12 protein-coding genes and 2 pseudogenes are annotated in these 12,197 nt (G+C 41.3%); 10 read left to right on the top strand and 4 right to left on the bottom strand.

Going from position 1 to position 12,197, the window contains the following annotated elements:
- A pseudogene (locus tag H6G26_RS33280) lies at window positions 1-350 on the top strand (ISKra4 family transposase); the annotation flags it as partial.
- On the opposite strand, the gene H6G26_RS33275 reads toward H6G26_RS33280, so the two are convergent.
- On the bottom strand, window positions 323-667 hold the full coding sequence (locus tag H6G26_RS33275) for a DUF488 domain-containing protein (protein WP_190735212.1): 345 nt from the start codon (window positions 665-667) through the stop codon (window positions 323-325). The pseudogene H6G26_RS33280 and the gene H6G26_RS33275 overlap by 28 nt on opposite strands.
- A 22-nt stretch (window positions 668-689) precedes the next feature.
- Window positions 690-1,370 carry a DUF488 domain-containing protein gene (locus H6G26_RS33270; RefSeq protein ID WP_190735210.1) on the bottom strand — a complete coding sequence of 227 codons (681 nt, stop codon included), beginning with the start codon at window positions 1,368-1,370 and terminating at the stop codon, window positions 690-692.
- Between the two features lie 293 nt (window positions 1,371-1,663).
- Between H6G26_RS33270 and parA the strand changes: the two genes are divergently transcribed.
- The 4 genes from parA to H6G26_RS33250 all read left to right on the top strand — a co-directional run bounded on the left by parA (window position 1,664) and on the right by H6G26_RS33250 (window position 4,627).
- On the top strand, window positions 1,664-2,284 hold the full coding sequence (gene parA, locus H6G26_RS33265; protein ID WP_190735208.1) for a ParA family partition ATPase: 621 nt from the start codon (window positions 1,664-1,666) through the stop codon (window positions 2,282-2,284).
- Window positions 2,285-2,346: 62 nt separating this feature from the next.
- The gene (locus tag H6G26_RS33260; RefSeq protein WP_190735206.1) at window positions 2,347-2,631 is read left to right on the top strand and encodes a ribbon-helix-helix domain-containing protein; all 285 of its coding nucleotides are present in this window, start codon (window positions 2,347-2,349) and stop codon (window positions 2,629-2,631) included.
- A gap of 285 nt (window positions 2,632-2,916) precedes the next feature.
- A complete protein-coding gene (locus H6G26_RS33255; RefSeq protein WP_190735204.1) occupies window positions 2,917-4,443 on the top strand; it encodes a type I restriction-modification system subunit M in 1,527 nt (508 codons plus the stop codon).
- The gene (locus H6G26_RS33250; RefSeq protein ID WP_190735202.1) at window positions 4,433-4,627 is read left to right on the top strand and encodes a hypothetical protein; all 195 of its coding nucleotides are present in this window, start codon (window positions 4,433-4,435) and stop codon (window positions 4,625-4,627) included. The genes H6G26_RS33255 and H6G26_RS33250 overlap by 11 nt, the downstream gene beginning before the upstream one ends.
- 165 nt (window positions 4,628-4,792) lie before the next feature.
- Here H6G26_RS33250 and H6G26_RS33245 read toward each other — a convergent pair whose 3' ends face one another.
- Window positions 4,793-5,959: an IS4 family transposase gene (locus H6G26_RS33245; protein ID WP_190735213.1), complete on the bottom strand. Its 1,167-nt coding sequence runs from the start codon at window positions 5,957-5,959 to the stop codon at window positions 4,793-4,795.
- 126 nt (window positions 5,960-6,085) lie between these two features.
- Between H6G26_RS33245 and H6G26_RS33240 the strand changes: the two genes are divergently transcribed.
- The 4 genes from H6G26_RS33240 (at window position 6,086) to H6G26_RS33225 (ending at window position 10,792) form a co-directional block, all read left to right on the top strand.
- On the top strand, window positions 6,086-8,191 hold the full coding sequence (locus H6G26_RS33240) for a plasmid replication protein, CyRepA1 family (RefSeq protein ID WP_347242547.1): 2,106 nt from the start codon (window positions 6,086-6,088) through the stop codon (window positions 8,189-8,191).
- Window positions 8,192-8,205: 14 nt separating this feature from the next.
- Window positions 8,206-8,451, top strand: coding sequence for a hypothetical protein (locus tag H6G26_RS33235; RefSeq protein WP_190735198.1), 246 nt, complete (start codon window positions 8,206-8,208; stop codon window positions 8,449-8,451).
- Between the two features lie 106 nt (window positions 8,452-8,557).
- Window positions 8,558-8,776, top strand: a complete 219-nt coding sequence (locus H6G26_RS33230) for a hypothetical protein (protein WP_190735196.1) — start codon at window positions 8,558-8,560, stop codon at window positions 8,774-8,776.
- A 207-nt stretch (window positions 8,777-8,983) separates the two neighbouring features.
- A complete protein-coding gene (locus H6G26_RS33225; protein WP_190735194.1) occupies window positions 8,984-10,792 on the top strand; it encodes a HEAT repeat domain-containing protein in 1,809 nt (602 codons plus the stop codon).
- A gap of 287 nt (window positions 10,793-11,079) precedes the next feature.
- Here H6G26_RS33225 and H6G26_RS33220 read toward each other — a convergent pair whose 3' ends face one another.
- The gene (locus H6G26_RS33220; RefSeq protein WP_190735192.1) at window positions 11,080-11,376 is read right to left on the bottom strand and encodes a hypothetical protein; all 297 of its coding nucleotides are present in this window, start codon (window positions 11,374-11,376) and stop codon (window positions 11,080-11,082) included.
- A gap of 362 nt (window positions 11,377-11,738) precedes the next feature.
- On the opposite strand from H6G26_RS33220, the pseudogene H6G26_RS33215 reads away from it, so the two are divergent.
- Window positions 11,739-12,068 (top strand): annotated as a pseudogene (locus H6G26_RS33215) (IS4 family transposase); the annotation flags it as partial.
- Between the last annotated feature and the right edge of the window lie 129 nt (window positions 12,069-12,197).

The following is a 12,197-nucleotide window of genomic DNA, read 5'->3' as shown; positions in this document are numbered from 1 at the left end:
ACCTTAAAGAAAATCTCTATAAAATTGGTGGTTCTTTAAAACGGCTTAAAGCTGCTGAAAATTTTTTGTGGCAAGGTCAAATAGATAATACTCAGGCTTTGTTTATTCATTGTCGAGGTAAACAGGTGAAAAATTTCATCACTTATCTCAACAAACATCGTTCTCGTATTGTCAATTACAGCTATTACCAAGCTGAACAACTTTGTTCTATTGGTTCTGGTGCAGTTGAATCTGCTATTAAACAGATTGGAGCTAGGATTAAAATTTCCGGCGCACAGTGGAATGTTGATAGTGTTAATCAAATCCTGTCTGTTCGTTGTGCTTATCTCAATGGTTTACTTGCTGTTTGAGTATTTCTGCCGAAAGTGGATGCTCCCAGTTGATTGAACCTCTCTTCATAGGTTGCCCAATTTATTCGCTTCTTTTTATAGTCGTCTAGAATATCTTTGCTTGGAGCTAAATCAAGAATATGAATGTACTCAATTCCCGCAACTTTCTGAAGAAAGTACTTCAAATCCTCCTTTTTTGTGAACCCAGCGAGCTGCGAGGCATTATTAAGTCGAGTGTCAATTACTTGTCTAACACCAGCCTTAAGAAGTGTTTCAAAGAATTGCTCTGCCTTTTTCTGAGTAAAACCGATAGTAAATAGATTAACTGGTTCGCTCATGAGATTGATTTTGCTCTCTTCCTTACTTTTCTACATAAGCTATTCGATCTCCTTGGAGCTTATATGCTTTTTGAATTAACTCTTCACGAAAGTGAAATGTAGTTTTAACATCCATTTGTCTAGCATGAGCGCTATAAAGTTTTGTATCAAAGAGTGAAAGCTGTTCCGCAGATTTATATGCATCATCAGACTTCTCGGATGGAGAAAGCATTTGTTCTAAATGGTGTAGTTTCAATAATCTCTCCTCCAAATGTTGATGTGACTCCAGATCGCTACTTTTTAGAATATGTTGAGTTTCTAATCCAGTCTTCCTCAGATGTTGGCAAACTAAGATAGCTCTGTGGCAGACTATAGGATCATGTTCAGCACACATTAGAGTAATTTGGTGTCGTTCAGCGCCTTTGATAAGACGAGCTAACCCATCGGTAAAAGCTTCTGTTGCTGCAATTAAATCGTAGCGAGCCATACCTTCTACATAACAACTTCGCTCATTAGGACGGGCACCAAGATTATCGCCGAGGAAAATATATGCAATATTAGCAGTTTTAAGTGTTTTTCTAAGAGAAGCTAGGTTGAAATGTGGAAAGTTACGGCTGTAAGGGTGTGAGCGAACATCTGCCACAGCAGTAACGTTATGTTTGTTTAAAAGTCCGATAAAAGTTTCAATTGAGTGATTTGAGTGCCCAATAGTAAATAGCTTCATAAATCATCATAAATTTTGAGCAGTGACAAAAATAATACTAGATTTTAAAAGTTATCACCAATTGTAGGCTAGTTCCCGTCTGATGTCGTTTAATACCTAGTTGACTCTTACTAACTTCCAGGTTGACTAGTTCCTAATCTTCCCAAAAGTTTCAATTGTTAAAATTTTCGCCTTAGTAGCAAGAACATTGAAAGTAGGTCATCAAGTCCAAGGACGTAACGAAGCTGGATCACTGCTCATCTCACTACTAAACTTGTACACTTGTTTAAATGTTAATGTGTGGATATGTATACATGAAGACAGTAGCTATTGTCGCAGAAAAAGGCGGTGTCGGCAAAACTTCGTTAAGTATTCATCTTGGGGTTGCCGCAGCCATCAAAGGTAAGGAAACTGTACTTGTAGATTTAGATCCACAAGCGTCCGCCAGCAAGTGGGGAGATTCACGAGAAGCAGAATCTCCTGTTGTAATTTCCTGCCAAGCATCACGGTTAGAAAAAGTTTTGGAGACTGCCAGAGATGGTGGGGCACAGTTAGTGGTTATTGACACTGCCCCACATTCGGAATCCTCTGCTCTTGCCGCCATCCGTGCTGCCGATTTAATTCTGATACCCTGCCAGCCCTCGATTCTGGATTTACGTGCGATCGCCAACACAATTGATTTGGTTAAGCTGGCTAAAAAAACTGCCACAGTCGTTTTGAACTGTGTTCCCACAAGAGGCTCCCTTGGAGATGAGGCGGCTGATGCCATAAAAGAGTACAACATTCCCATCGCCCCGGTTCGTATTTCTCAGCGCACCGCTTTTGTACGGTCGTTAGCAGGGGGATTAGCAGCACAGGAATATGAGCCAAAAGGAAAGGCTGCGGATGAGATTTGGGAATTCTACAAATGGTTATGTAAACAAGTTAAGCTGTAAAACTGTAGCACTGTAATATTATATTATTGTATACTTGTTGATATGTATACACGTTAAGTCTGATGTTAAAGAAGACGAATTTAGCCGATTCTCTACGCAAAGTTTCAGAACCAGAAAAATCCACAAAGTCCGTAATAAGTCCAGATGGTGAACCGTTGAGCAATAATTCCTCCCCTGGAGTCGCACCCAGTCGGCAAGGTAAGAAAGCGATCGCAGGTCACTTTGATCCAGCTGTGTCCAAACAGTTGAAACAACTTGCATTGTCACAAGATACAACAGTCCAAGCGCTGCTGTCCGAAGCACTGAACGATTTATTTAGTAAATATGGTCAAAAACCCATTGCCTAAATTTATTAGAGTGGGTAGATAATTTTAAACCTGTATGTAAACGTGCAGATGCGATCGCTAGAGTCAACGCCATCGCTTATATAAAGGCGAACCACAGCTTAAGTTTAACAAATTGCTACATACCTCTCTGTACGATCGCACATTTCGCCCCTACAATTTTGGTGATGGTGGTGAAACTCAGGTATCATAACCATCCAGAAGGATATTTGCCTCAAAAATTGAGAGAAGCAAAGTCATTAATTTAATTCTGAACTCAGTAGTCTTATCTGGTAATTCACCTCGTTCATGGACAATCTCACAATTCCACTACTCCCTGTCAGTCAAAATGAAATCAACAATATCCTCTGGAACGCTTGTGATACCTTTAGAGGCAGTATAGATGCCAGTGAGTATAAAAACTATCTGCTGGTGATGTTGTTCGTAAAATATGTCAGCGATGTATGGACTGAACACTATGAAAAATTAAAAGAAAAATATGGGGATGACAGAGAGCGTATCCTGCGGCGGTTGGAGCGTGAACGGTTCGTATTACCAGAAGGGTGCAGGTTTGATGACTTGTATCGCCAACGGAACGAAACAAACCTGGGCGATATCATCAACAAGGCACTGGAGAAGATTGAAGAATCTAATAAGGCTAAACTATCGGGGGTGTTTAGAAATATTGACTTCAACAGTGAATCTAACTTAGGCCAAACTCGCGATCGCAATGTGCGCCTGAAGATGTTGCTGGAGGATTTCGCCAATTCTAAACTTGATTTGCGTCCCTCACGCATAGGCAATATGGATGTAATTGGCAATGCTTATGAGTACCTAATTGCTAAATTTGCGGCGGGTGCAGGGAAGAAAGCGGGAGAGTTTTACACCCCGGCGGAAGTTTCCGAATTGATAGCGGAGTTGATTGCACCCAAACCGGGGGAACGGATTTGTGACCCCACTTGTGGTTCTGGTTCGCTGTTGATTAAGTGCGCTAATTACGTTAAGCGACAAGGCAGTAATGATTATAGTTTGTATGGTCAAGAAAATACTGGCGGTACTTGGGCTTTAGCCAAGATGAATATGTTTCTGCATGGGGTGGATGGCGCTCGAATTGAATGGGGTGATACCATTCGCAACCCGAAGTTGCTTGAAGATGATAAGTTAATGCGCTTTGAGGTGGTAGTAGCGAATCCTCCATTTAGCTTGGATAAATGGGGTGCGGATGATGTGATGAGTGACCGATTTAAACGGTTTGAGAGGGGAATTCCGCCCAAAGGGAAGGGGGATTTTGCTTTTATCAGTCACATGATTGAAACAACAACGCTAATAAATGGACGGGTAGCAGTGGTTGTTCCTCATGGTGTTCTATTTCGGGGTAGCAGTGAGGGTAAAATCCGTCAGAAACTCATTGAGGAGAATTTACTAGATGCGGTAATTGGGTTGCCGAGTAATTTGTTTTTTGGTACTGGTATTCCGGCGGCAATTTTGATTTTTAAGCGAAATAAAATAGATAATAATGTTGTTTTTATTGATGCAAGTCGGGACTTTGGGGATGCCAAAAACCAGAACAATTTACGAAAGCAGGATATAAAGAAGATTGTTGCTGCTTATCAGAAGCCGGAAGCTGTAGATAAGTATGCCTATCTTGCTAGTTTTGAAGAAATTAAAGAAAATGATTTTAATTTGAATATTCCCAGGTATGTAGATACTTTTGAGGAAGAAGAGGAGATTGACATTGAGGAAGTGCAATCTGAGATTGATTTGTTAGAGGAAGAGTTAGCAGGAATCAAAATTAAGATGAATGGGTATTTACAGGAGCTTGGTTATGATTCCTGAAGGTTGGCTTTATGAATCTTTAGAACAACATATTGATATAAAGCATGGTTTTGCTTTTAAGAGCGAGTATTTTGCTTCACAAGGGTTTCATATACTCTTAACTCCTGGAAATTTTGAGGAAGAGGGTGGATTCCGTTTAATAGAAGAAAAACGAAAGTATTATACTGCAATACGGTTCAGTTAAGGCTGAAAGACTGATTAGTGATATGAAATTTAAGAGCTTCAACTGGTTGTCCAGTACCTCTGTGTGTTGGCTTTTTAGAACGAAACTTTGATACAGGTTTTTTCACAACTCTGGGGTTATTACGTGAAACTCGTTCAGGTAATAAGGTATCTAAAATCTCTAGGGTTAGCCAATCGAAAAAAAAGGGAATTCTTCTGGTTGTAAGCGTTGAAACTTAGGAAGGGCACGACGGATGACTCGTAATGTTCCTGTAAAACCCAGACGTAATGGTGGAACAGAGGCACTGGTTGCAGCTTGAAACATTAATACCCTGACTGACCAATGCCCCAACAACCAGCCGTATACCTCTTGCACGACTTCCCGTGGTTTTTGGGAACGAACGTGAGTTTTTCGTCCTAAAAGGTGTATTTTCAATTCATCAATTGTATTTTCTACTTCCCAACGCTGATGATACTCTCTGGCTAACAACTCGGCGGGGAATTTTTCAATATCTAATAGGCTTGTAATCAAGCGATATGTAAGTTGTTCAGTAGGGTTTTCTGGATGTTCAATTGTGTATTCAATCACTCGTAGCAGTATTGGTTGACAACCTTTTTTTCTAAGCTTGCCCGATGGATAAATATATGACAGGTAAGAGCCGTCTTCTAAAGGTTGTTCTGCAAGAAATTTCACATTGGCAGGAATTCTTCCTAAATAGTCACATCCCTTAGACACTGTTGTCTTTACCATTGCATATGAATGCAATCCCCTATCCCACATCAATAACATCCCTGATTGTACAGAGCGTAATAATTTCAATGCCCGCACTCGTTCTCCGATGCGATATGGACACATTAAAGCATCAAAGATTAAGTGCGTTCCTGCTTCTACTAATATGACTAATCTAACTTTGGGAAATGCTGCTTGTGTACCTGGACGACTACTGGGGCGACCAAAAACTCTTGCATTTTCATCGCTGTCTGGGACATCGAAACAAGTACCATCAATGACTACAATTCTTAGCCCATTCAGAAACGCTCCTAATGTCTCCTGTGTCGCCATTGGTCGTATTAACTGATGAAATAATTGGCTCATTACCCTTGCACCTAATCGCTGTCGGGCTTGTGTAATGGCTGACTTACAAGGTACTCGCCAATATTTACCAACCTTAACCCATGATTCACTTAGTCCATCAATTAAGTTTTTCAGTACATCACGCATCGAGTCTTTAGACCAAAGACTCATTGCTATTACCAGACTAACCACTAATTGTGCTGGTAGCGATCGCCTGCGTTCCTCTTCGGTTTTGGTATTAGCGATCGCCTGTTCAATTGCCGTTGCTGGAATAGCCATTTCGATTGCTTTAAGCAAGTCAGCATTTTGTATATCAGGAGACACCAACGAAAAATCCCTCAGATGCACGATACTTAATTTCCATTCTTAGCAACAATACCTAATTTACATGACTTTGAGCCTTAACTGAACCGTATTGGCATTCATTCAGCCAAAGGGACAGGTAAAACAAAATTTACAAGCAATGTTATTGCTGACAGAAACAAAGTTCTAGCTACAACTCATAGAATCGCTCTTACGCGTAATTTATGTGAGCGCTTTGGCATTAATTACCGAGGCGACCTTGACAAGGTTAACGGAGATTTTATCAGTGGCAGTGGCTATACATTAAGGATCGGAGCTTGCATTGATGCTTTGTTGGCAATTGATCCAGAAAAATTCAGGGGGTGTGACCTGATACTGGATGAAGTCGTACAAGTCGTGCGGCACTTGCTCACCTCTTCAACCTGCGCTCAAGATGGCAAACGTCCTGCCTTACTAGCAAGATTTAGAGAATTAATTCGAGTCGCACGTCGAATCATCATTGCTGATGCCGATCTGAATAATGCTGTCTTAAATTATATCTGTGAGGTACGAGGCGAAAAATCAGCCTTTCTAATTCATAATGATTACAAGCCACAGCCGTATAATGCTAAATTTTTAAAATGTTCTGACCGTTCATTTATCGTTGGAATTTTTCTGGAAGATGTTAAACGGCTAGAACAAGGGAAAATTCTTTTCCTGCAAACAGATACTAAAAGTTTTAGCAAGTATATAGCTAAACTAATTCAGAAGCTGTTTCCTGAGAAAAGAATTTTACTGATTAACTCAGACACCAGTGGGGGAATATGTGAAAGTGCTTTCATGAAAACTCCTGATGCTGAGATAGCAAAGGGACAGTATGACATTGTTATTTCGTCTCCTAGTGGCACTACTGGAATCAGCATTGAATGTCAGGGAATAGTGAAAAGGGTTTATGGCATTTACAATGGCACTTCATTGATAGATGCTGACATGGCTCAAGGTTTAGCCAGAGTTCGGGAGTCGGTAGAAAGAGTAATCTGGTGCGCCGAGAGAGGACGGAACTTTTGTAAGGTTTCTGATTCCATTAATCCTTTACAAGTTAAAGCAGACCTCAAACGTGGAACAGATGCGACTGTCAGTTTAATTCGCTCTAACCTTAGAGAAGATACTTGGGGAGATGAATTAGATAAGATTGATTACCAATCAGATCCACACATTAATTTATTTTGTCGGATTAGCGCTGACCAAAATTTCTCAATGTGGAATTTAAGGGACGCACTTTTTGTCAGGTTACAATATGAAGGGCATAATATTCAAATTCTTGAATCAGGTTCCCTCTCTGGAGTAAAAGATTTACTCAAGAAAATGAAAGAGGAAGTAACGGTAACTGAAGCAAACGAATTACTTGCTGCCCCTGACTTAAATTATACAGAGATAAAAATCTTAGAAACAAAACGTGATTCTGAGATTGGTTTACAACCTGAAGAATTACTTGCCATAGAGAAGTACTACCTGAAGGATTTTTACAAGCTAGAAACTCTCACCCTAGAAGATATACTTTGGGATTTGTCAGGCAGGAGGCGAGGTGAAATCCTCAGTCTTGAATACCAACTTTATCCAGAGATAGCAACCTGCAAAACCATTGACAGTATTGCCATCCAAGCCAAATGGAGTCAGTCAGTTTGTCCTTGGGATATTTCTTTGTGTGAGTTACGCCGACGACTGAGAGAAGTTTTAGGCTTAAATGATTTTCTTGATTCTAATAAAGAGTGGACTGGCTATGACCTTAAGCCTTATGCCGACAAAATTCGTAAACATAGGGATGAAGTCAAACAAGTCCTAAACCTTACACCCAGTGAAAAAGTTAGCGATGTGCAACTACTCCACCAGTTACTCTCACAGTTGGGGATAAAAGTTAAATTCCGTTGGTCGCGTTCAATGCCAGGACATGAAGGAGAAAAAATTCGTGTTTATAGCTTAGACCTAGAGCATTGGCACAAGTTAATGTCTATTATTGAGCGCCGCCACACGGCCCGCAAAACAGCTTCTAAGTTTACGGAGGATTTGGGTAAGAGTGGATCACCTGGCGTTTTATATATTCATAATGATGTGGGCGATCCAGGAGTTACTAAGGTTTCAGGACAACATCTTGGGGTTGATGGTGTAAATAAAGGGCTGGGTGAAAGCGAAGAAATTACAACTCGATCATCAATAATAGATGATAGGTAATTTTATAGGTCAAAATGATTCTCATACCCCATATTTCCAATCGAGTCCCTACTGAGGGTTATTTTTGGCGCGGCTTCGTCATAGAACTACTTTTTGAGGAATCCTCTCAGTTGTGGCTTTACAGATTTATTTACTACCATATTTCAAAGAAAGGATTACCCGATCTGCCGTGGAATAGGGGTTTCTCCAATAAGTCAGAAACAATGTCGTTGGCAGAATCATTTGTTAATCGTATCTGTGATGATGCCAGTGATGATTAACCTTATGATTACGACTCGAAGGCCAATGACTTGCATCCGGGTAATCAACTTATCACACACTAACTAAAATATTTGCAGGATTGGCTAGTATTCTAGTTAGACAATTATGGTAGCGATCGCATTGAGAAAATTGCAAAAGTTTACTTATATTGCTGGCACTGAACCTGAACCGGAAATAAGTGCCGAAGAGGAACTATTAAGAGTATTGAAAATTAAACAAACTACCTGGGTAAATGCTCCGTCGTTGCGCGATCGCATTAAACGATGGGTCGAGAAAACTGATGGGGTTGTGATGGGTGAGAACGGGCCAGAGTTTCGATTGTAAGGCTGAGTAAACATTCCCAAAACGGCAATGGAATAATCATCAGGTTTTACAAACTTATAATTTTACGAGCAGTCAAAGTTACTTGGGTAGGATGGACTTATGGCTCTCGTAATGCTGTCATACTTAAGCATTTTTTCTAATGACAGGATAACGTTACGTGGGCTTTTTTACTTTTCAGACATCCTCTAAATAAATTACGAATTACAAATGCATCTACACATAATTAAAAAGCGTTCGTCGCCCTTTTTCCTATTTCCCTTTACCCTGCTGTTGACTTTCTTCCGCGCCCTACCTTGGGTAAGCCCCAAAGAACAGCCGAAGCAAGAAGCGTGGCAGATTAACGGCATCGTTGCTGCTTTGGATGATGGATATGACGGAGTAAAGAAACTCGCTCTTGAAAAATTCAATGAATATGATCTAAAAAATTTGAAATCGGTGGTTCACAAACCAGAGGATATTGCTGAGAAAGTTTTGAAAATCCTCAAGGATAATACCGTTGACTTAAATATTCGTAGAAGTGCAGCAGAGGCATTGGAAAATCTGGGGGAGGCAGCTAAACCCGTCAAAGACATCCTTGAGGAAGCTAAGGATCAAACCGTTGACTTAAATGTTCGTAGAAGTGCAGCAGAGTCATTGGGAAATCTGAGGGAGGCAGCCAAACCCTACGTCAAAGACATCCTCGACTTCGTCAAGGATCAAACAGTTGACCCAAGTGTTCGTTCTAAAGCAGCAGAGTCATTGGGAAATCTAGGGGAGGTAGCCAAGCCCTACGTCAAAGACATCGCTGACATCCTACTGGATAAATCCGTTGACGACTATGTTCGTTCCGGTGCAGCAGAGGGATTGGCAAATTTGGGGGAGGCAGCCAAACCTTACGTCAAAGACATCCTCGACTTCCTCAAAGATGAAACCGTTGACCCCATTGTTCGTTACTGTGCAGCAAGCGCATTGCGAAATCTGGGGGAGACTGCCAAGCCCTACCTCCAAGATATCGCTGACATTTTCAAGGATAAAACTGTTGACCCCATTGTTCGTTACGGTGCAGCACAGGAATTCGTAAATCTGGGGGAGGCAGCCAAACCCTATGTCAAAGATATCCTCGATTTCCTCAAGGATGAAACCGTTGACTCAAGTTGTCGTTCCAATGTAGCAGTGACATTGGGAAATCTGGGGGAGGCTGTCAAACCCTATGGCCAAGACATCCTCAACTTAGTCAAAGATGAAACCGTTGACTTAGATGTTCGTTGCTATGCAGCTTCTGCATTGGGAAATTTGGGGGAGGCTGCCAAACCTTATGTCAAAGACATCCTAGACTTTCTCAAGGATGAAACCCTTGAGTCATATATTCGTTCTAGAGCAGCAGTGGCATTAGAAAATCTGCGGGAGACAGGCAAACCCTACGTCGAAGATATCGCTGACATCCTTAAGGATAAAACCGTTGACTCAAGTGTTCGTAGAAGTGCAGCAGTGGCATTGGGAAATCTGGGGGAAGTTGCCAAACCCTACGTTCAAGATATTGCTGACATCTTCAAGGATAAAACCCTTGGCCCAAGTGTTCGTAAAAGTTCAGCAGAGGCATTGGGGAAGATAGAACAACTCGACCTGAATAATGTTTTGCTAATTCTAGATAGTATTTATTATCCTCAATCATATTATGCTCAATCAGAACTTGAACAGTGGAGGTTTTTGATTTATTTCCTTGGTGGCGGCACTGATGAAGTCAAAACACTGCTCACATGGTTGGGTTTTCCTAACACTAAAACGATTCCTGCTCAATTGAGTCATGAGCAAGGTAACAAAACTCTTAAAATATTTGCCCAAGCCTGGGAACCCAGCCGAGATTTGGGACGATTACGGTCAGACTTAGCAAAGCAAATTGCTGTAGTTGCGAAAAAAGTCTCTTGGCGATCGCAAGACATTCTCATCCTAGAAACTCATTACAACAATCTCAAAAAAGCTGGATACAACAACGAAGCTGATTCGCTGCAATTAGTAACGGGGTGGAATGAGCAGTGATACCGAAAGTTACGCTAAGGAATTGATGAGCTGCTTTCAATACTGCGATCGCCAGGAATAAAAACAAAACCCGTGCAGATAATCTTATTGTCGAGTTATGAAACTATCCCTCTTCTAAGAAATAGAAATGTTTCTTTACATCCATTGGGAATGCATCGCTTTCCTCGGATGCTTTTGTCACTCTCGGAAAACAATAATCGAAGCTAAATTCTGAAACTTTGATTTGATAACGCTTTAAACTTTTATTTTCTAACAATAACTAAAGTTTTGTAGCAAAAATCTGAAAATTAAAGCTCTGCAATATTTTCAACGATTGGATTTTCCCAAAGTGACAAAAGAGGGCTATGAAACGATATCCAATGAACTTTGGCTAAGAGTTTTGGACTAGGCTCTTGAGAGAACCCCATCGTAGAGATCGCATAATCAAAAACTGTTGCTGCGTAAATTTCCCCGAAAGCGCGATCGCCTGCCTGATGACCAGAGGTAATAGCCAAACTCGCCGCCCCTTCCCAATAGCCATGTCCAAGGCAAGGCAACCAAGGACTCAGAGAATTATCGGGCTGTAACGGGCTACTAATATGCATGTGCAACTTAACCCTCTTCTTACTTTTCCCGTTAAGTCTTGAAAGGCTTACCAACAAAGGATTTAAGAAACAGCACAGCAGATACGGTAAAGTAATTGCAATCGGGTGCTAAAGGTAACAACCAATGCTGGACTGGTGGGAGAAGAATTTTGCAACTATATCTCTAGGCGATAAGCCTGACGGCATGGCTACGCTTACCGCCGATTGAATGAGCGTGCGATGTCAATTGGGTATGCTCTAAGCCTTGGATTTGGTAAAGCACTGTCAGAAATCTTCAGCAATGGAACAGTACTCAAAAGAGCCTATGAGTTTTTGCTAACCCCAAAGTGGAATTTCCCAGGGTGATTGAGCCGCACTGTCAAATGACGGCGGAAACGGTTGCAGAACAGGATGTAGTGCTGTGCGTCGGAGATACGAGTTTTCTTGATTATGGCAGTATTAAAGCCAAAACAGAAGGTTACGGCCCAATTGGTAAGGCAGGTAACGGTCTAATATTACATAGTGCTTTAGCCATAGAGCCTCAGACTGGTCAATCAATGGGTTTGTTGTGGCAAAAACTTTGGAATCGGGAGCCAAAGCTGAAACCACCACAAGATGAAACCCTAACACAGAAGAAGCAACGGCAAGCAGCAGCCCGTAAAGAAGCCCGAAATCGCCCGTTTGAACAAAAAGAATCGTATAAATGGGTAGACTGACATCTTGCACCATTCTCAACAAGACCATCGGTGAGAGGTTAGAGTGATTGCACTTTTGTCAAGAGGGTGCAGGAAAAGGGGATAAATCCAGCTTGGAGACTGGTTTTCGCAGCGCTTTAACAACTC

The organism is Nostoc sp. FACHB-888, from assembly GCF_014696655.1.
Classification (GTDB): Bacteria; Cyanobacteriota; Cyanobacteriia; order Cyanobacteriales; family Nostocaceae; genus Nostoc.
The sequence above is the reverse complement of the archived record's forward strand: the minus strand, read 5'-3'. Positions and strand labels throughout refer to the sequence as shown.